The 19,088-nt window shown below is 44.1% G+C and carries 24 protein-coding genes and 2 tRNA genes; 12 read left to right on the top strand and 14 right to left on the bottom strand.

Annotation, left to right across the window (positions count from 1 at the left end; all coding sequences use genetic code 11):
- Positions 1-30 precede the first annotated feature (30 nt).
- Genes WCG05_04585 through WCG05_04575 form a run of 3 tightly spaced genes read left to right on the top strand, consistent with a single transcriptional unit; the run spans position 31 to position 1,459 of the window.
- Positions 31-384, top strand: coding sequence for an NADH-quinone oxidoreductase subunit A (locus tag WCG05_04585; GenBank protein ID MEI8321264.1), 354 nt, complete (start codon positions 31-33; stop codon positions 382-384).
- Positions 385-413: 29 nt separating this feature from the next.
- Positions 414-929 (top strand): NADH-quinone oxidoreductase subunit B family protein, encoded by a 516-nt coding sequence (locus tag WCG05_04580; protein MEI8321263.1) that lies wholly within the window; start codon positions 414-416, stop codon positions 927-929.
- A complete protein-coding gene (locus WCG05_04575; GenBank protein MEI8321262.1) occupies positions 926-1,459 on the top strand; it encodes an NADH-quinone oxidoreductase subunit C in 534 nt (177 codons plus the stop codon). Before WCG05_04580 ends, WCG05_04575 begins: the two co-directional genes overlap by 4 nt.
- On the opposite strand, the gene WCG05_04570 is transcribed toward WCG05_04575, so the two are convergent.
- From WCG05_04570 to fsa, 3 genes are all read right to left on the bottom strand, one after another.
- On the bottom strand, positions 1,456-1,785 hold the full coding sequence (locus WCG05_04570; protein MEI8321261.1) for a hypothetical protein: 330 nt from the start codon (positions 1,783-1,785) through the stop codon (positions 1,456-1,458). The two genes, WCG05_04575 and WCG05_04570, sit on opposite strands and share 4 nt — an antisense overlap.
- On the bottom strand, positions 1,772-2,407 hold the full coding sequence (locus WCG05_04565; GenBank protein MEI8321260.1) for a hypothetical protein: 636 nt from the start codon (positions 2,405-2,407) through the stop codon (positions 1,772-1,774). Before WCG05_04565 ends, WCG05_04570 begins: the two co-directional genes overlap by 14 nt.
- Positions 2,408-2,525: 118 nt before the next feature.
- Positions 2,526-3,182: a fructose-6-phosphate aldolase gene (gene fsa / locus WCG05_04560; GenBank protein ID MEI8321259.1), complete on the bottom strand. Its 657-nt coding sequence runs from the start codon at positions 3,180-3,182 to the stop codon at positions 2,526-2,528.
- Positions 3,183-3,224: 42 nt separating this feature from the next.
- Between fsa and priA the strand changes: the two genes are divergently transcribed.
- From priA to WCG05_04545, 3 genes are all read left to right on the top strand, one after another.
- A complete protein-coding gene (gene priA / locus WCG05_04555; protein ID MEI8321258.1) occupies positions 3,225-5,207 on the top strand; it encodes a primosomal protein N' in 1,983 nt (660 codons plus the stop codon).
- 46 nt (positions 5,208-5,253) lie between these two features.
- Entirely contained in the window at positions 5,254-7,173 is a 1,920-nt protein-coding gene (locus WCG05_04550; GenBank protein MEI8321257.1) for a small VCP/p97-interacting protein, read from the top strand.
- Between the two features lie 61 nt (positions 7,174-7,234).
- Positions 7,235-8,395 (top strand): FAD-dependent monooxygenase, encoded by a 1,161-nt coding sequence (locus WCG05_04545; GenBank protein MEI8321256.1) that lies wholly within the window; start codon positions 7,235-7,237, stop codon positions 8,393-8,395.
- Between the two features lie 68 nt (positions 8,396-8,463).
- Here WCG05_04545 and WCG05_04540 read toward each other — a convergent pair whose 3' ends face one another.
- The 7 genes from WCG05_04540 to WCG05_04510 form a co-directional block, all read right to left on the bottom strand.
- Positions 8,464-9,087 carry an outer membrane beta-barrel protein gene (locus WCG05_04540; protein MEI8321255.1) on the bottom strand — a complete coding sequence of 208 codons (624 nt, stop codon included), beginning with the start codon at positions 9,085-9,087 and terminating at the stop codon, positions 8,464-8,466.
- 147 nt (positions 9,088-9,234) lie between these two features.
- A tRNA-Thr gene (locus WCG05_04535) sits at positions 9,235-9,309 on the bottom strand.
- A 48-nt stretch (positions 9,310-9,357) separates the two neighbouring features.
- The gene (locus WCG05_04530) at positions 9,358-9,804 is read right to left on the bottom strand and encodes a DUF2948 family protein (protein ID MEI8321254.1); all 447 of its coding nucleotides are present in this window, start codon (positions 9,802-9,804) and stop codon (positions 9,358-9,360) included.
- Complete coding sequence (murA, locus tag WCG05_04525; protein ID MEI8321253.1) at positions 9,801-11,078, bottom strand: UDP-N-acetylglucosamine 1-carboxyvinyltransferase; 1,278 nt, start codon at positions 11,076-11,078, stop codon at positions 9,801-9,803. Before murA ends, WCG05_04530 begins: the two co-directional genes overlap by 4 nt.
- Before the next feature lies 1 nt (position 11,079).
- Positions 11,080-11,640, bottom strand: a complete 561-nt coding sequence (dcd, locus tag WCG05_04520) for a dCTP deaminase (GenBank protein MEI8321252.1) — start codon at positions 11,638-11,640, stop codon at positions 11,080-11,082.
- 9 nt (positions 11,641-11,649) lie between these two features.
- A complete protein-coding gene (locus WCG05_04515) occupies positions 11,650-11,781 on the bottom strand; it encodes a hypothetical protein (protein ID MEI8321251.1) in 132 nt (43 codons plus the stop codon).
- A 74-nt stretch (positions 11,782-11,855) separates the two neighbouring features.
- A complete protein-coding gene (locus WCG05_04510; protein ID MEI8321250.1) occupies positions 11,856-12,320 on the bottom strand; it encodes a phosphatidylglycerophosphatase A in 465 nt (154 codons plus the stop codon).
- A 264-nt stretch (positions 12,321-12,584) separates the two neighbouring features.
- On the opposite strand from WCG05_04510, the gene WCG05_04505 reads away from it, so the two are divergent.
- The 3 genes from WCG05_04505 (at position 12,585) to WCG05_04495 (ending at position 14,694) form a co-directional block, all read left to right on the top strand.
- Positions 12,585-12,661: transfer RNA gene (locus WCG05_04505), tRNA-Arg, on the top strand.
- Between the two features lie 21 nt (positions 12,662-12,682).
- The gene (locus WCG05_04500) at positions 12,683-13,810 is read left to right on the top strand and encodes a DegT/DnrJ/EryC1/StrS family aminotransferase (GenBank protein MEI8321249.1); all 1,128 of its coding nucleotides are present in this window, start codon (positions 12,683-12,685) and stop codon (positions 13,808-13,810) included.
- Positions 13,807-14,694 (top strand): EamA family transporter, encoded by an 888-nt coding sequence (locus WCG05_04495; protein MEI8321248.1) that lies wholly within the window; start codon positions 13,807-13,809, stop codon positions 14,692-14,694. Before WCG05_04500 ends, WCG05_04495 begins: the two co-directional genes overlap by 4 nt.
- Before the next feature lie 8 nt (positions 14,695-14,702).
- On the opposite strand, the gene WCG05_04490 is transcribed toward WCG05_04495, so the two are convergent.
- Positions 14,703-14,984, bottom strand: coding sequence for a hypothetical protein (locus WCG05_04490; protein MEI8321247.1), 282 nt, complete (start codon positions 14,982-14,984; stop codon positions 14,703-14,705).
- Entirely contained in the window at positions 14,981-15,217 is a 237-nt protein-coding gene (locus WCG05_04485) for a ribbon-helix-helix domain-containing protein (GenBank protein MEI8321246.1), read from the bottom strand. Before WCG05_04485 ends, WCG05_04490 begins: the two co-directional genes overlap by 4 nt.
- A gap of 210 nt (positions 15,218-15,427) precedes the next feature.
- Between WCG05_04485 and WCG05_04480 the strand changes: the two genes are divergently transcribed.
- Positions 15,428-16,072: a hypothetical protein gene (locus WCG05_04480; GenBank protein ID MEI8321245.1), complete on the top strand. Its 645-nt coding sequence runs from the start codon at positions 15,428-15,430 to the stop codon at positions 16,070-16,072.
- On the opposite strand, the gene WCG05_04475 is transcribed toward WCG05_04480, so the two are convergent.
- Positions 16,055-17,434, bottom strand: a complete 1,380-nt coding sequence (locus WCG05_04475; protein MEI8321244.1) for a sodium:proton antiporter — start codon at positions 17,432-17,434, stop codon at positions 16,055-16,057. The two genes, WCG05_04480 and WCG05_04475, sit on opposite strands and share 18 nt — an antisense overlap.
- A 48-nt stretch (positions 17,435-17,482) precedes the next feature.
- On the opposite strand from WCG05_04475, the gene WCG05_04470 reads away from it, so the two are divergent.
- Together WCG05_04470 and WCG05_04465 are read left to right on the top strand one after the other, a co-directional pair.
- Positions 17,483-18,064 carry a hypothetical protein gene (locus WCG05_04470; protein MEI8321243.1) on the top strand — a complete coding sequence of 194 codons (582 nt, stop codon included), beginning with the start codon at positions 17,483-17,485 and terminating at the stop codon, positions 18,062-18,064.
- Between the two features lie 79 nt (positions 18,065-18,143).
- On the top strand, positions 18,144-18,590 hold the full coding sequence (locus tag WCG05_04465) for a hypothetical protein (GenBank protein MEI8321242.1): 447 nt from the start codon (positions 18,144-18,146) through the stop codon (positions 18,588-18,590).
- A gap of 54 nt (positions 18,591-18,644) precedes the next feature.
- Here the strand turns inward: WCG05_04465 and WCG05_04460 are convergent, their stop codons facing one another.
- Positions 18,645-19,088 carry a DNA starvation/stationary phase protection protein gene (locus WCG05_04460; GenBank protein ID MEI8321241.1) on the bottom strand — a complete coding sequence of 148 codons (444 nt, stop codon included), beginning with the start codon at positions 19,086-19,088 and terminating at the stop codon, positions 18,645-18,647.

Here is a 19,088-nt window from a genome sequence, read left to right as displayed (position 1 = left end):
TTTCTTCTATGATATTGATAAAGTATGGTTTTGAATCCCTATGTTTATGTTCTGCTTTTTTTTATGGCGGCAGCGTCGGTGGCAGCGGTTGTTTATTTGCTATCTTCTATCTGGTCTCATAAAACACCAACTCTAGAAAAACTAAAAAATTATGAGTGCGGTTTTGACCCCATTCAGGGGCTGCCCCAACAATTTAATGCTCGATTTTATGTTGTTGCTGTTTTGTTTGTGGTTTTTGATCTTGAGTTAGCCTTGTTATTTCCTTGGGCCATTTCTTTTGATACCCTTGGTTTGTATGGCTTGTTGTCTGTGGTTTTATTTTTAACTTTTCTAGGGGCTGGGTTTATTTATGAATGGAAGAAGGGAGTCTTCGATTGGATTTAACCTTTCATACGGCCGATGAAGTCTTGGGAATGGATCAAGATCATTTGCTGCAAAGACTAGAAACTGGTTTTTCGAGTCAAGGATTTGTGGTGACTAAGATAAACCAAATTGCGGCCTGGGCCCAAAGTGGGTCGTTGTGGCCCCTAAGTCTGGGGCTTTCATGTTGTGCCATTGAGATGATGCAGACGGCAGCCAGTCGGTATGACTTGGATCGGTTTGGGGTTGTTTTTCGGGGCAGCCCTAGACAAGCGGATGTTATTATTGTGGCGGGAACGTTAACCAATAAAATGGCCCCGGCTTTACGCCGGGTGTATGAGCAAATGGCGGATCCAAAGTGGGTGATTTCCATGGGATCTTGTGCTAACGGAGGTGGGTATTATTATCATTCCTATTCCGTTGTACGAGGGTGTGACCGCATCATTCCGGTGGATATTTATGTGCCCGGATGCCCCCCAACGGCGGAAGCTTTACTTTATAGTATTTTGCAGTTGCAGCGTAAAATACGGGGATCAGTTCCCAAAAAACAAAAGAGTGCTGCAAAATGAGTCAGTTAAAAGATCTTATTCCCCATATTCAATCTTTATTTCCCCAGCATGAGTTGATGCCTGTTATAGAGGAGGGGGAGCTTGTTGTGCGCGTACCCTTTCAAGAGATTGATAAGATTTTAGCGGGGATTAAACGGGATCCGCTTTGTCGATTTAACCAATTGATGGACGTCTGTGGAGTTGACTATGTAACTACTGAAAAGAGATTTCAGCTTGTCTATAATCTATTAAGTATTGAATTGAATCACAGAATTCAATTGACGACGTTTCTTGATGAGACAGATTTTGTGCCTTCAGTCGGGCATATTTATCGGTCTGCCCCGTGGTACGAGCGGGAAATTTGGGATATGTATGGCATCAAATTTTCAGGTCACCCAGACCTAAGAAGGATCCTGACGGATTATGGGTTTGAGGGGCATCCCCTTCGTAAAGACTTCCCCTTGTCGGGGTTCACAGAGGTCATTTATGACGAAGACTTAAAGCGTATAAAACATCAGCCGGTCAATTTAGATCAGCCCTATCGGGATTAAAGTTCGGTCGTCATACAGCCGATTTTATATTTTTTTAGTTTAAGAAGATTGCTTGAAGATAAACCTCTTTGAAGGGAATTGTGTGAACGCGCAAGGTGAGACAGTGTATTTCTAATGTTTGTCTGGTCTTCGGAGCTTGTTTCTGGAGTTATAAGTTTCTGTGCAGCCACTTCAATATCAAATTCCCGAACACGAAGTTGTCCTAACTTAAATAATAGAGCTATATTGCCGACAACTCTATTCTTGTCCTGACCAAAATTAAAATGAGGTTTTGCACTTTTAGCAACAGAGCTACGTTTTTCAGAGGAGATTTTACCTAAGGCCATTAAAAGTTGGGACCGCTCCCATCCATCCATCCATATCGTTTGTAAACAGTTCTAGGGCAGAGTCGGCAACAGAGTCTCTTTCTTCAAAAGGAATGTCTTTAAAGGTTTGGGCAATCTGAAATCGATCATACGTATTTATGAGGGGAGACATCAAATTTAAAGACTGATTAATAAAATCAGGCATCTCATCATTCTCTATTCCTCCAAAAATTTTCATAAAATCTACATTGTACGACTTATCTGGTGTAAATAGAAATTGGCTAGCACTCACAACATGGCCCACTTTATCTGGAGGGAGTTTTTTTAAATAGTTTATAATATCGACACGGTACTGTACGTTCTTGAACGGATCAATGATTCTGCTGGCATGGTAGATAAGATTCTGGGTGTCTTCTGGTGGAAGTCCTTTCAAAGCCTTTAGGACAGCTCTGCGGTTTTCCCCCTTTAATTGAGGGTGGAAAAAACGGGGCAAGCAACGACTCATAAAAGAAGTACATTTAAGCAAAGGTGTTGGGTCTGGGTTAATTAAAGGAGTTGCGTTTGGTAAAGGCATTACGTTGGCCTCAACAGACGATTCTTCATCCCCAGTTGCGCTATAGGAAAGCTGCGCCAAAGACAGCAATAGTCCAACTAAAACGAAATAAAAATTTTTTTTTAAAAACAGTAGCTCTTTCTTTAAAGAGGGATATATTTGCTTAATTCTTCAAAAACAGATGTATTAATAAAAAAGTTCAGAAAATCTATAGAATAGATTGTCCTGTGGCCTTCCAGTCTTTCAAAAAGTCAGCTAAACCTTTGTCCGTTAAAGGATGATTCAAAAGCTGACGAATGACTTTTGAAGGGGCGGTTACCACATGGGCACCCAGCTGAGCAGCCTCAATAATGTGGCGAGGATGGCGAACGGAAGCCACCAATATTTCTGTATTTAACTCCGGATAATTATTATAAATCTGGCAAATCTCTTGAATCAGATACATGCCGTTTTGGCTAATGTCATCCAGGCGACCAATAAAGGGGGAGATAAAGGTTGCCCCGGCCTTTGCGGCCATCAAGGCTTGTCCCGCTGAAAAACAAAGGGTGACATTCACCATGGTGCCCTGGTCAGTCAAATGGCGACAGGCTTTGAGTCCCTCAGCCGTTAGGGGAACTTTAATGCAAACGTTAGAAGCGATCTTGGCCAAAACTTGGCCTTCTTTAATAATGTCTGCCGCCTCTGTAGCAGATACTTCTGCACTAACAGGACCGTCAACAAGATCACAAATTTCAGCAATAACTTTTTTAAAATCAAGGCCAGATTTGGCTATAATGCTGGGATTTGTTGTAACCCCATCTACAGCACCCATTTTGGCAAGTTCTTTAATTTCTGGAACATCTACGCCGTCTATAAAAAATTTCATAATTCCCTTTCTATTTCTTAGGTATATGTAATATATAAAAAGATGGCTCTAGATTCAAATCAATTCATAGATATTCTTCTTCCCTTACCTTTTTCCCAAGCGTTTACCTATTCCAGCCCTATTCCTATTCCTCGGGGAACTTACGTGGAAGTGCCCTTTAGCAGCCGCAAAGTTGTGGGGGTCGTGTGGGATAACCATAAAGAAAAGCCAGAAAACATGACGGTAAAGGCCGTATCAACGGTTTTTGAATTTCCGCCCTTATCAAAGCCCTTGATAGACCTTATTGATTGGGTTTCCAATTATTATATGGTGGAAAAAGGGCTTGTATTAAAAATGGTTTTAAGTTTGCCTGTGGCCAGTTTCCAAAAACTATTAAGAAAACCTGACGCATCAGAGCAAGAACAATACCCGACTAAACCCATGACTTTGTCCAAGACGCAAGAATTCTGTGCGGAAAAAATTGTAGGGACCGTAGGGAACAAGAAATTTGCTGTGCAAGTGTTAGAAGGGGTAACAGGATCTGGCAAAACAGAAGTATATTTTAAAGGGGTTTCAGAGGCGCTTGCCCAGGGCAAACAAGCCCTCGTTTTATTGCCCGAAATTGCTTTGACCCCCCAATGGTTAGAGCGGTTTAAGTCCAGATTTGGGTTTGCGCCCCTTTTATGGAACTCATCTTTGAAAGATACAGAACGGCGCCGGAATTGGGGTGCTTTGGCCCGGGGGGAAGCTTCAGTTGTGGTGGGGGCTCGGTCAGCCCTTTTCTTGCCCTATCAGAATCTGGGATTGATTGTTGTGGATGAAGAACATGATGCCAGCTACAAACAGGAATCTGGCGTTCTATATCATGCCCGGGATATGGCCGTTATGCGGGGACGTTTTGAACAGTGCCCTGTGGTGTTGGCGTCTGCCACCCCTTCCTTGGAAACGTTGAAAAATATTTTGGATGAAAAATATGAGCATCTAACGCTGACAGAACGCCATGGGGAAGCCCAGTTGCCAGATGTGCAATTGGTTGATATGAAAAAGGTCGAAATGGCCTCTAAGTGGATTTCAAAACCCCTGTTTGATGCCATTTCAAAGGGACTTGCCAATCAGCAGCAGGTCTTGCTGTTCTTGAATCGCCGGGGCTATTCCCCCTTTATGGTGTGCTCTTGTTGTGGGGCGCGCCCCGAATGCCCCCACTGTGATGCCACCCTTGTGTATCATAAGGAACAGGGTCTTTTACGGTGCCACTATTGTAACTACCAGAAAAAGAATTATCTGGGCTGTGAATCCTGCCAGACAAAGGATTCCCTGAAGCCTTGTGGGCCGGGGGTTGAGCGCCTGGCTGAGGAAGTACAGGGATTATTTCCCGAGGTGCAGTCTGTGATGATCAGCAGCGATACCATGGAAACGCCCGCCAAGGTGCAAGAAACTTTTGCGGATATTGAATCAGGCAAAACTCAGCTGATGATTGGAACGCAAATGATGGCCAAGGGGCACCACTTTCCCAATTTGGCGGTGGTGGGCATTATTGACGGAGACCTAAGCCTGCATGGCACAGATTTGAGGGCGCCGGAGCGTACCTATCAAATGCTACATCAAGTGTCAGGTCGGGCTGGACGGGCCCATCACAAGGGGACAGTTTTCATTCAAACCCATGCACCAGAGAATTTGGTGATGGAATCTTTATCCCAGGGAAATTTTGATGACTTCTTGCAGGGGGAATTGAGCGATCGACAGATTCATGGGTTTCCGCCCTTTGGCAGGCTGGCAGCTCTTATTTTATCAAGCCACCGGGCGGATATAGTGGAAAGCGTGGCCAGAGAATTGGCCAAGCGTATTCCCCGCCATGCAGGCTTGACGGTTTGGGGGCCCACCCCCGCCATTTTAAGCCGCCTAAAAAAGCAATACCGTTGGCGATTTTTGGTCAAGACTGACAAAAACATTAATATTCAAGAGGTCATACGCCTGTGGCTTAAAGATGTCAAAATTCCTTCAACCGTTAAGAAACAAGTTGATATGGATCCTTATTCTTTTTTTTGACGCCCTCCATAAAAAATGCAAAGATAAAAAAACGGAAGGTAGGACAATGACAAAATTCAGACAAATATTTTTTATTTTGATAAGCGGAATTCTAGTGGGAGCGCCCGTTGCGTTTGCAGCGCATAGGGATGATAACTCTCATCAGCCTTCTGTTGAAGAATTGGCTGAGCCTTTGTGTAAGGGCTTAAAAGCCGGATGTCAATCTATCGTTGATTCCATTGATAGAATTTCTGCGCAGGATAGGGTAAGTGTTTGCGATTATGCTCGAAGACTCATCACCTCTGAAATGTCTGGAGATGACCGTGGCCGTATAATAGAAGGTCTCGCCATTATACCTGCTTTTGATAGGGATGGCTTTATTAGCGCTGCTCAAAGAGTTTTCACCCCTACAATGGATGGATATTATCGTGCCGTGATAATATCCGCTCTCGAACGTGTGTCTGCTCCTGAGAGGGATGGCGTTATGAGCGCTGCTAAAAGACTCTTTAACCCTAAAATGGGTGCACCTGATTACATCGGGATAATATCCGCTTTAGCAGCTGTGCCTGCTCCTGAGAGGGATCGCTTTATTAGCGATGCTCAAAGACTCTTTACCCCTGCAATGGAAAATGAATATTTCCAGCAGTCTGCACGTACCCAGATAATACAAAGTCTAGCAAGCGTGCCTGCTCCTGAGAGGGATGACTTTATTAGTGATGCTGAAAGACTCCTCCCCTCTGAAACGAATGGAAGTACACGTGACGCGAATGTGCGTGCCGCGATAATATCCGCCCTAGCAGCTGTGCCTGCTCATGAGAGGAATGGCTTTAGTAGCGCCGCTCAAAGACTCTTCACTTCTGCAATGGATGGAAGTGTACGTCTCTATATAATAACCGTTCTAGTAGCTGTGCCTGCTCATGAGAGAGCTGCTCGCGCCACTGAAACTCTTCGTCTTTACAGAGAAGCTGAAACACGAGGAGAAACGCAAGGCGCCGGGCCAAACGTGATGTTAGAAATTCTTCGTAACCATGCCCATCCCGCTACTGCAACCCCCGGACGGGCATTTGAAGTGCATAATTATGCGGACACTCAAGTAGCAGGGCCAGCCGATGCAGGGCCTTCTGACGGGGCGCGATGTGAGTCTCCTAAAACTAAGCGGCTCAATGATGCGGTTTTGGAGGGTATACAAGAAAGACTTACACGCGGCAAAGTAAAAACTCTGGAATTTTCCAGATCTTTTGCAGCAGTGAACGCTCTAGCAGAAAAACTTTATAGCGGTCAAGAACTCGCAACTGCTAAGGCTGCCATAGCAAGGGGGCTGGAAAGCGAGGATGCTCAAAGGGAGTTATGCCAAGTCTATGCGTTTGTTCGGCATTTCCACCCGGCTCAACTACAGCTATGGGCTAAGCAATTTATAGGAGAATCCATTACAGCTTATGAAGATGCTGGACGACCCAGCGGTAATGCCGCAAGTTGCACCAAGGGCATCACAGAACGTATTGTAATCGGCCTGCGCGGAATTGACCCAGAGCTAGATAAACTTTTTGGTCAAGCTGAGGGGCCCGCCTCAATGAAAATACTGCTGGCCCAATCTAATTTTAGAGAGAGTTCTCAACACGCAACCTGGATGTCAAAAAAGTTAGTGGCATTAGGCGCAACCCCGCAAACAACCCCTGAAGAAATGGGGCAGCTGTATAAAGCTTTCTTGGAAAGACAGTTGAAGGAATATGGGTTAGAAGATAACAAGGGTTTTGAAGGACAAGCTGATACTTTTGCCGAACTTATTGAGGGGGACTTAGAGGGTGCAGACAGTCATTTGAAACATGCATTGGCCGCCGAGTTTGCAAAGATGTCTCGCAAAAAAGGTCCTGCTATTGCGCCAAGGAAGAAATCAGCTGCTCCTTCCCGCGACGAACTCAGAAGAAGAGCCGCTGAAGCCGCAGAAAAAAGACGCAAACAAAATGAAGGCGCCGGCCCTGCGGACTAAGACGTGGGTCCTCGGGTCAGGACTGTGTCCCTTCTCGTAAGGCTGGAAAAGGGATTCAAGAATGGAAAACCAAACAAATATTAGCATTATTGGGGCGGGGCCCATAGGGTCTATTTTGGCGGGAACGCTTGTTCAGGCTGGGTTTTCTGTGTCTTTGCTTGACCAAAAACCCCTACCCCATCAAAAGATGGTTGAGGGAGTGGATGGGCGGCTGATTGCGCTGACTCCTGCCTCACAGATTTTTTTCCAACAGATTGGCTTGTGGGAATTGATGCGGGCCCATGCAACGCCCCTTGATGAGGTTCATGCTTCAAATCAGGGGCGGGGGCAGGTGACTTTTTCTAAGACGCTTAATCGGGGGAATCCCCTAGGATATATGATTCCTTTTGAAACTATGCGCACGACCATTGTTGAGTGGGCAGGCCAATTTGATATTCAGTATCAGGGGGGTGTTGATGTTGAATCGATAATTTTTGAAACACCGTATGGGATTGTGGGGGGGCAACAGAAGGGGCAGCCCTTTGTAGCCAAGGCCTCTTTGATTATTGGGGCCGATGGGAAGAATTCTCTGAGTCGATCTCTAGTGGGGCTGCCCTGTCGAGAATGGGACTACGATCAGCAGGCCTTTGTGGCGACTTATCAGCATTCCCTTGCCCATGAAAATAAAGCTTATGAATTTTTTTTGCCCACGGGGCCTTTTGCCATTTTGCCAGCTCAAGGTGGATATCAATCCTCAATTGTTTGGACTGTAGAAAATTCTTATGCTGAGAATCTTTTGCAGGTATCTGAGGCAGAATTTGATGCAAAAGTGGCTGAGCATATGGAGTTTCTGGGTGGAATTACCCGAAAAGGATCTTTGCATACCTATTCTTTGACGGGGAATTTTATGTCTAATTTTGTCAAACCCCGATTTTGTTTGGTGGGGGACGCAGCCCATGGCATGCACCCTTTAGCGGGGCAGGGCTTTAACTTAGGCGTTCAAGATGTGGAAAATCTGGTGAATATATTAGGGAAGTCCCGGGACAATGGTCTTGATGTGGGTAGTTATAGTATGTTGCAAACCTTTGAACGGAGGCAGCGCCCCCATCACGCAAAAATGTTGCTGGCCATGCATGGACTCAACTGGCTTTTTTCAAATGATAACAGAGCACTGGATTGGATTAGGGATATGGGGTTGGATGGGGTGGATAGATCTGAAAGATTGAAGAAGCTTTTTGTGTAAAGTTTCTGAGGAAGGCATAAAAAAAAGCCCCAGAAAATCTGGGGCTTCCTTTATAGTATTTAGTTCGATTAGAACTGATATCCTGCACCGATAGTGAAGACATGAGCTTGAGTACTCTTAGCGAATACATAATGGCTAGGTCTAGATTGAGAGAAAGATCTAGCATACTTGTAGTTAGCATCAACATAAATGTTGTCGCTGAACTTGTAGCTTGTACCAAGACCAGGAACGTAAGAGTATACGTTAGAAGTCTTGCTAATTTTGTTGTAATTTGCTTGTGTGGAAGTTGAGTAAGACAGCTTTGTACGGCTGTAATCAACCCCAAGGTACAAATAAGCTAACCAGTTATCTGTTGCATGAGCACCTACGCGTGCGCCAAGACCTGCGAACCAGTTGTTCTTAGCTTGGAACTTTGTAGAACCATTTGTGTGCTTAGCCCAGTCATAACCTGCATTCAAGTCAGCGCCAAGATAAACGGCACCCATGTTGCAGCCATAACCACCGTTAAGACCCAAAGCGTAACCAGCAGGGTTTGTGCTTTTTGAAGTCTGACCAGTTCTAGGAGCACCTTTTAAACTAACTGTGCTTTTGCTGTAAGAAGTTTGAGCTCCTGCATAGAAGCCTTCGAATTTTGCTTCAGCTGAGAACGCGAGTACTGCAGCTAGAGCAGATGTTGCTAATATTTTTTTCATTTTTGTTTCTCCTAAACTAAAAATATATTACATGACCCCAATCTAAATGTATTCTAACCCAAGAAGCAAGAGCATTTTGAGAAAATTGCTTTAACAAAAGCCACATGTGTTGCAAAAATGATACTTTTGTAGGAAGAGGTAGGATAATGGTGCCGTCGGAGGGAATTGAACCCTCGACCCCACCCTTACCAAGGGTGTGCTCTACCACTGAGCCACGACGGCGAAAAAAACTTTCCCAACATATGCCATAGAATAATCTGTTCGGCAAGACTATAGATTGTGGTCAGGCTTAGCTGCGGGCCAGGGGGCGTGGTCGCTGTCTTTTAGCTTTACAGACAGCTCAGGTACCTTTAGGCGAATTTTAGCGTCCTTAGCAAAAGTCATTTGTACATAAGGGGGTAAATGTTTCAGGGCCAATAGATATAAAGAATTTCCTGCATCAACTTTCGGGTCAAAGCCGGCGTATTCAACTTGCTCTACATTATCAAAGGAAAGGCCACTGTGAACACGTTCTCCGTGAGGTTGTTTAGGATTTAGATGATGAGATTCCCACTTGTAGCGATTCGCATATACATTAAATTTTTTCCCTTTTTCATCATATCGCATACCATGGAGGGGAATTAAGGAATCTTGAACGCAGGCTGACAGCACATGCAAATCTTTGCCAGATTTGGCCATCAGTTTTAAGGGTTTGTGTGTCAAACTATCCTGAGTCATTTTATTACTGTATCAGGTTGTGAGATTCTTTCAATATGGGCACCACAAGATTTAAGTTTTTCTTCCATAGATTCATAACCCCGATCTAAATGGTATATGCGCTGAACAAGGGTTTCTCCATGAGCCATAAGGCCTGCCAACACTAAGGAGGCCGAGGCCCGTAGATCGGTTGCCATAACGGGGGCACCCCTTAATTCAGCGCCACCTGTGACCATGGCGGTTGATCCATGAATGTGAATGTTGGCGCCCATTCGAATGAGCTCCGCCACATGCATAAACCGGTTTTCAAAAATGGTTTCCGTAATCATGGAGTTACCCGTGCTGGCACACATAAGGGTCATAAATTGGGCCTGAAGATCTGTGGGGAACCCTGGGAAGGGCTCAGTAATGACATTGACGCATTTTAAACCATGGGGCGCATGTACGGTGAAGCTGTGCTCGTGTTGTTCAAATACAGCCCCCACATCTTCTAAAATATTTTTGACTGTTGGCAAAAGGTCTAAAGATGCATTCTTAATTTCAAGTTTTCCCTTGGTGACCAGGGCGGCCATAATGTAGGTTCCCATTTCTATGCGATCGGGAATGACGGAATGAGTAGTTCCCCTTAAAGAGTCAACTCCCTGAACAATCAAAGTATCTGATCCTATCCCTTCAATTTTGGCTCCCATTTTGACCAGGCAGTTAGCCAAGTCTATAACTTCAGGTTCCCGAGCAGCATTCAGCAGTCGTGTTTGCCCTTTGGCTAAAGTGGCGGCCATTAACAAATTTTCTGTGCCCGTGACGGAAACGAGAGGAAAGGCAACATCAGCGCCCTTAAGACCATCTGGAGCTTCTGCAAAAATATAACCGTCTTTTAATTCAATTGAGGCACCCAATTTCTCTAGGCCTTTTAGGTGCAAATCTACGGGGCGGGTTCCAATGGCACAGCCGCCGGGCAAGGAAACTGTTGCTTTTCTTTTTCGGGCTAGCAAAGGACCAAGCACCAAGATGGATGCCCGCATTTTACGCACAAGTTCATAGTCTGCATGAATGGATGGATCTTGGGCCTGCAGAGTCATGCGACGATCATTCATGTCTAAGGAACAACTGACGCCCAAGGATTCAAGCAAATTTTTCAGACTATGGATGTCAGCCAGATTGGGAATGTTTTCTAAAACAAGAGGTTCAGAAGTCAATAGACAAGCGGTCATCAAGGGAAGAGCGGCATTCTTAGCGCCCCCTATGGTGACCGATCCTTTAAGGGGGAATCCGCCCTGAATCCTTAGCTTATCCATATTATTTACTCAAAATTTTAGGCAAGGTCACGCCTGTTTGCGCCATGTATTTTCCAGCCCGGTCTTTGTAAGAAACTTCACACAAGGAATCTCCTTTAAAAAACAAAAACTGGCACACGCCTTCATTCGCATAAATCTTGGCGGGCAGGGGGGTTGTGTTTGAAAATTCCAGCGTCACATGGCCTTCCCATTCGGGCTCCAAAGGCGTTACGTTCACAATAATGCCGCAGCGGGCATAGGTTGATTTACCTAGGCAGATGACCAGCACATCTCGGGGAATTTTGAAGTACTCTACCGTGCGGGCCAGGGCGAAACTATTGGGGGGCAGAATGCAGACGTCTGTTTCCCGATCAACGAAAGATGAATTCGAAAAATTCTTAGGGTCAACAATAGCGCTGTCCACATTGGTAAAAATCTTGAATTCCCGGGCTGCCCGGGCATCATAGCCATAAGATGAAAGTCCATAAGAAATTTTGCCGCTTGCGACCTGATTTTCCGCAAAGGGCGTGATCATGCCCTTTTTAGCCTGTTCCCGAATCCAAGTATCTGGCATTATTCCCATGAAAATCTCCTAAGTATCTTTCTTTACTGTTTCTTCTTTAGCTCGTTTCTGTTGTTTTCTTTTCAGCAGGTTTTCGCGAAGGGCTTTAGATAAGCGCTCAGCATTTTTTTTGGCATAAGAGTCAGTTTTTTTGTCCTGCATTCTTTATGATTTAGCATACGGATTTTTAGATTGCTATGCAAAAGTTGGCGCATTTGTAAAAATTAAGGGGTTGGCTACCTAAAGCAGCTTACCCCATAGACGATAAGGCCGGTGTAGAGGCCAGCTAAGGTGTCGTCCAGGATAACACCCAAGGATTCTTTCCAGGGGTTTCCGGACAGGTTTTGGGCCCAGCGGACGGGGCCAATTTTGAAAATGTCAAATAGGCGGAACAAGATAAAGGCTAGTAGAATTAAGATTGGATCGTTGTGGCAAAAGGCCATGCTGATCAGCATACCGATGACCTCGTCGATGACAATTTCTTGGGGGTCTTTAATTGTGGAATCAGCCGTATAGATTCTGGTGGCAAGCCAACTGAGGAAAAACAAGAAAAGGGCCACGGTCAAAATTGCTTTGGGTCCGCCAAAATACAGCAAGATTACTCCCAGGGGGATGGCACCTAGACTACCCCAAGTGCCCGGCATTTTGGGCCATAAACCTAGGCCGAAAAAAGTAAGGAAGTATTTAAGGGCGTTTCTCATGGGGCAGATTTCGCAAAAATTTTGCAACAATAGGGGCACTTGACTTGCCCTGTTGGGGGAAGCTTTAGATAAATTTTGGGATGTTTTCCAGATTTATCTCCCTGGCACGAGACTTGTTCCCGGTGGGTGGTGTAGATTTTTTCAGATATTTGTGGCGAATTCATATTATTCTATTTACAAAGTGAAACAATAATTGAATATAGTATACCCAAAGTTTTTGATTATATCGATCCTTTTTCGGTTATAAGTAATATACCACACTAGGCGCCCGTAGCTCAGCTGGATAGAGCGTTGCCCTCCGGAGGCAAAGGTCAGAGGTTCGAATCCCCTCGGGCGCACCAAAAAGGAAAAAGGAAAAGGATATGAACAAAACAAACACAGTCGCATTTATTGATCTTAAAACTCAGCTTGAGACTATTCGGCCTAACATCGATGGGGCCATCAAAAAAGTTCTGGACCACGGTCATTTCATTATGGGGCCCGAGGTCGTTGAATTTGAAAAAGATCTGTCTGCCTTTACACATATGCCTCATGTGATTTCGTGCTCTAACGGAACGGACGCTATCACCATTGCTTTAATGGCCTTAGATGTTGGGCCGGGGGATGCGGTTTTTGTACCCTCTTTCACCTTTATTTCAACAGCGGAAGTTGTGGCTTTGCGCGGGGCAACGCCCGTGTTTGTGGATATTGATTTAAGAACCTATACCATGTGCCCCATAAGCTTAGAGAGGTCAATTCATCATGCGAAAAAGCTGGGGCTTAATCTAAAAGGAATCATTTCTGTGGACCTGTTTGGGCAACCCTCTGACCACGATAAAATAAACGAACTTGCGAAGGCTCATAAATTGTGGACTATTGTGGATGGGGCCCAGAGCTTTGGGGCGACCTATAAGGGTAAATCTACTTTTGCTTATGGACTGATTGGAACAACTAGCTTCTTTCCCGCCAAGCCTTTAGGCGGCTATGGAGACGGGGGGGCCATTTTCACCCAGGATTCAGAACTAGCCGATGCCATGAAGTCTATTCGGCTGCATGGGCAGGGGAAGGTGCGATATGAGACCTCTCGACTGGGGTTGACAGGCCGTATTGATACGTTGCAGGCGGCGATTTTGATTGAGAAGCTGAAAATATTTGCCCATGAAATGAAACTGCGTAATAAAGTGGCGGCCCACTATTCAGCAGCATTGAAAGATGTGGCGACAGTTCCCTTTGTGCCAGAGCACGGCGGTTCCGTTTGGGCCCAATATACCTTGAGGATTACTAACCGTGACCATGTGCGGGATCATTTGAACCAACAGGGCATCCCAGCGGTTGTGTATTATCCACATCCTTTGCATACCCAGGCCCCCTATAGGGAATTCCCTAGGGATCCTGAGGGTTTAAAGGTCACAGATCATTGCGCTAAGGAAGTGATTAGTTTGCCTATGCATCCTTATTTGACGGAAGACGTTCAAAACCGGATTATTGAGGGGGTGAGAGGGGCAGTTTGAAACCAAAACATATCTTTGCAGCAGTCTTGTTGGCGGTCATATGGGGGCTTAACTTCCCTGTTATGAAAATGGGGTTGCACACCATGTCGCCCCTGGTTTTCTCGGCCTTAAGATCTGTCTGTGTGTGGCCTCTTTTATTTTTTATACCCCGGCCACCATCGTGGAAAATGATAGGAATGCTGGGGCTTTTCATTGGGACGTTTCAGTTGCCCTTGATTTTATTGGCCATCTATTGGGGGCTTCCTGCGGGGCTTGTGGCCCTGTTGGGGCAAATGCAAGTATTCTTTACCCTAGTCCTGGGCATTATATGGTTGAAAGAATGGCCCAATTGGCAAAATTGGGTCAGTATGATCATTGCGTTTATGGGCATTGGCTTGATTGCCTTTCAGGTTGAAACGAATACTTTCTCTACTTATGGGTTGTCTGCGGTTTTGTTGGTGGCTATATTTTGTGCTATTTCAAATATTGCTATGCGGTCGGCCCATCAGTTGAATATGGTTCATCTGATTTTGTGGATGAATATTATTCCACCCATTCCTCTTTTGGGACTCTCTTGGGTAGTGGAGGGGAAAGATGTTTTTGTAAATAGCTTTACGCATATTTCTCTGGAAACCACCATAACTTTGCTTTATTCCTCTTTCATTTCAGGGGTTGTGGGATACAGCATTTGGGGGTTTTTGCTGAAAAAATATCCACCCGCAAAGGTGCTGCATTTTGCCTTATTGATTCCCGTTACTTCTATGCTTTTCGGATTTCTATTCTTAAATGAAGTGCCAACCAGGCTGATTTTGTTGGGGGCTGTTTTTGTACTGTCTGGCCTGGCCTTGAATCAATTCAATCTAAAGAAAAAAGTATTAGAGGTGCAGACGATCACTGAAGAATAATGTGGCTTCTATTTTCTTTTGGATGCAGGACTGTCCGCGTCTTCAAAACTTTTTCTTTTGACGACAGAGGGTTTAAGTGGCTCTAACAAAGATAGTAAATTTTTAAATAATTTAGAAAGATCTAGAGTTTCTGCCACACCTTCGACAGGAGATGAAAGACGTCTGCTTTCTGGTTCAAAATCTGGAGAAGGTGAAAGACATCTGTCTTCAGATTCAAGGTCTGAATTTGTCGCCCCATGGGCTGATAAAGCAATAAAAAAACTTAAACCTATTATTTTGATAAATTTCACATTATTTCCTTATTTTTTAAATATTTTAATACATATAACCTTAAACAACTGGCTAGGCTATGGGGAAGTTTCTGATTTGTGCGATTTTCATCGATTTTAGAAATCAGGCCAGCCAGTGAGACTTTGTTAAGGACGGCTATTTTAGAAAGTTCTTCCCAGAATTCAGGTTCTAAGGCAATAGACGTTTGGTGCCCCATAAGGGTAAAGGATTTTTTGTGCAAGTGTCTAAGCATGGGCAGATTGTACTGGGGGGCGGGGAATTTTGCAAATTATATAGGTGATTCCTTGTATCTATAGAATTTTTAATTTGCTCCATTCTTGTAAGGATGAAAAACAAAGCATTAACTTTTTTTAATTACTTATATTTACTTTAAGTAAAAAATGTATTAATGAATATATCCATAAAAGAAACAGTAAATCTAAAATAAAAAAGGAGTATAAAAATGTCTACAAAAAATAAATATCCTATCCACAAAAGAAAAAAAGCTGGGGGGCGTCCTTTAAAAAAATTGCTAGAAACAAGGCCGAAAACCGAAAACCACTCAACACAAGAAAAAGTTCTTGCCCATAGGTCTCAATTTTTAGAAATGCTTAAACGAGAGCTTTCCGTACCGGAGTTTGAAGAAAAGTCTTGGTCGGGTACGGGCTTAGATCTTTTGCTGTTGACTGAAAAAATCACCCCAAAAATGCATAGAACGGCTTTGACTTATACGTACTTTTTTAGAAAGAATATTTTTTCTGGGCCTCAGCTGGCGGCGCAACCTTGGGGGGATGATCTGATGTCTTTTGAACGCATGCCTTATGCACAGAAAGAGAAAGCCTTTTCAAAAACCCGGGCAGATTTAGATACAGATAAGGCATTTGAAGTTCTTTGGCAAAATTTGAATCAGGCGTTGAAAGACAGTAAAATCAAATCTTGTATAGAAAAAATTGGTCCAGAAAACAACTTGCAAGCCACAAAAAATTTGATGAAATCGCAAGAAAAAATTTATAAACTGAGGGTAGGTTTAGAAAAGGTTGAAATCTACTTAGAAGATTTCATCCATCTAGTGATCAAAGAGCAAAAAATTCTACAAGAACAGGGTTAGTATTAAAAACAAGGGAATCAAAATGCTGAAGGACCAGGCCATATAGGCGAAAAAGCTGGGCATTTTGACGCCACGATGTTCCAAGATAGACTTGACCATAAAGTTGGGGGCGTTGCCGATATAGGTTAGCGCCCCCATGTAAATACATCCTTGGGAAATAGCGGCTAGTGTGCTGGGCAGATGAGTTGTTAGTTCTGTCGCGTCAGCGCCCGCCATAAAGAAGAAAACCATATAGGTGGGGGCATTGTCTAAGACGGAAGAAAAAAGTCCTGACAACCAAAAGTAAATGCCGTTGTGGGGACTACCATCTTGATTAACCAGGGCAACGATTTGGCCTAGGGCGCCGGATTCTCCCGCTTTTAAAATAGCCAAAACTGGGGCCACAGTGATAAAAATACCTAGGAAAATTTTGGCAACTTCCATAAGGGGATCCCAAGAAAAGTGATTTTCTTCCCGGATGTGTTTGGGAGTGGACGCAAGAGAGAGCAAAGAAAAAAGGATCATTGAACCGTCCCGCAGGATATGTTCCAGGGCAAGTTCTGTACCGTATACCATAAAAGAAATATCAGATTTCCAACTGCCACTTAGTAAAACAGCCCCAATGATTCCCGCCAAATAAAATAGATTCCGTTTGCCCTCAATTTTTATGGATTTAGGCAAAATTTCCAAAGGTTTATTTTCTTCTTTGCCATAGAAATAAGATTCAAAACCTAGGAAAATTGCGAGTAAAGCCAGGCTCATCAAAGAAACTGGGCCCCATAGATTAAGGAGAGGCCAGAAGAAGGGAACCCCTTGCAAGAAGCCCAGAAACAGAGGAGGGTCCCCCAAAGGACTTAAGGATCCGCCAATATTAGAAACCAGAAAAATAAAAAAGATAAAAACATGAGTCTTGTTTTGACGCCAGGCGTTGGCCAAAAGCAGGGGGCGAATAAGCAGCATACTGGCCCCCGTTGTACCAATCCAACTGCTGATAAAGGTGCCCGCTAGCAGGATGCCCGCATTGCCCACGGGGGTCCCTTTCCAGTGTGTTTTAAGTCGAATACCACCTGTTACGATGAAGAGGGCCCCAATCATTAGAACAAAGGGAATGTATTCGGAAAGCAAGCTGTGGGCAAGGGATGTGGTGACTGTAGCGTATCCAAAGATACTCCAAAAGGGGGCTAAAAGAGCAAGGGTCCATCCGGCGATGATTTTGCCATAATGTTTGTGCCAAAAATGGGGTACTATGAGGGGAAGCAAGGCCAAGGACAAAAGAATACCGGCAAAGGGTAGCCCCCAGACCAAGCTAAGATCAGCGCCATTGAATGAGCTAGCTGTAGAAAGGCAGGGAAATAAGAGCGCTAAAAACAAGATTTTATACATAGCAGTAAGATACTGAATAAGGGCTGGCCAAACAATACAAATTTTTTTATGATGTGGATACTATTTCTAGAAATTAGAGTGTACGGAGCTTACCATGGAATTCAAACCAGCCAACAGAAACAGGCCTGCCAAACAAAAAATTGTGGTGGGGATTATAGGGTGGATCATTACAACCATTATATTGGTGGGGGGACTTTATTGGTTGTTTTCCTAAGATTTTTTCTGGCTATTGTAGGGTTTTTAGGGGGCACGAATTCTCAGGCGGTGGCTCGACCCGAGTACAGGCTGGATGAAACTCTTTTGCAAACAATTGTGCGGTTGCCAGACGAAAAGGCATTGCGCCATAGGCTTCAGAAGCATTTAGGTGGCAGGACAGAGATTTTTCTTCAGCAATCTAAGTTGCTTGAAGGACTTGCCGGCCAAGACAAGAGCTTTCAGGATATTATTTCGGCAGTGTATGACAGCGGATCTTCTATTCAACTTTCTGCTACACGCAAGACAGAGGTTATGAATGATATTATTTTGCTTATTATTCAAGATCATTCAGAGTTGGAAGCCCAGTTTAAAATAATTGTAGTCCTTGAGGAAATGGGGCTTCTTCGACTTACAGAGCGTATCCCAAAGCCTTAGTTGAATCAATAATGAGCTAGAAAATGATAAGCATCTGATATATTCTAAGGAATAAACTATAAATTTAGGGAGGGGAAATATGAAAATTATAGTCATACTATTCATCGGATTATTAGGATGTGTAAATGCTTGGGCTGCTGCTGGAGAATCTGAAGAAGATGCTGCTTCAAAAGCTGTTTTTTTTAAGGGCATACAAACTGCAATTCTTCAGTTGCCGGATCAAGAAACTATACGACAAAGAGTAAAGGGGGCTTTTTCCGCATCGGACTATTTTCTGGAAACGTCCACCTTGCTTTCTGATTTGGCAGGACAGACAAAAAATTTGCAGGAAATCATTTCAGCGGTGCACGGGATTGAGCCTTATTTACTGGAGATGGCAGCCCCAGTAAAAATAGATGTTGTCAATCGAGTCATTCTTTCTATTATTCAAGATTACCCACGTCGAGTGCTACAATTTCAAACTATTTTGGAGCTTGAAAGAATGGGAGCGCTTACACGTGCACAAATAATTGTTCCAAATCCTTAGCTAGGGTTCTTGGGGCAAGCCCGAGGAAGGCAGCGGGGCGGGCGTGAAAACCCTCTACTTCAAGCTGCTTCTTAGCATCCACAAGGTTTTTTGGCGAATTTCAGATTGGCCGAGCGCAATGTCAGCCGTGCCGTCGTCTTTGCTTTTTGAGGACTCCTCCACCAACTTCAACAAGGTGGCAATCAGTTTCTCATATTCTTTCACCAAGAACTGTAGCATTTCACATTCTGATAGTTTTGTTTTCTCCAAAGCATCAACAGGGGAAAATTTTTCAAATTCTTTAAAGCTACCAGGGGCGTACTCTCCCAGGGCGCGCAGGCGTTCAGCCAACACATCCACGTCCTCTGCCAACATCGTATATTGCGCATCAAACATTAGGTGAAGAGAGTGAAAATTAATGCCTTCAACATTCCAATGACACTTTTGTGTATTCAAAGATAACACATAGGTCCCGGATTGGGCTTCTTTCAGCAGCTGAATAACTTTTTCATTTTTCAT

It is taken from the genome of Alphaproteobacteria bacterium, assembly GCA_037146715.1.
GTDB lineage: Bacteria > Pseudomonadota > Alphaproteobacteria > UBA7879 > UBA5542 > JBAWWO01.
The sequence above is the reverse complement of the archived record's forward strand: the minus strand, read 5'-3'. Positions and strand labels throughout refer to the sequence as shown.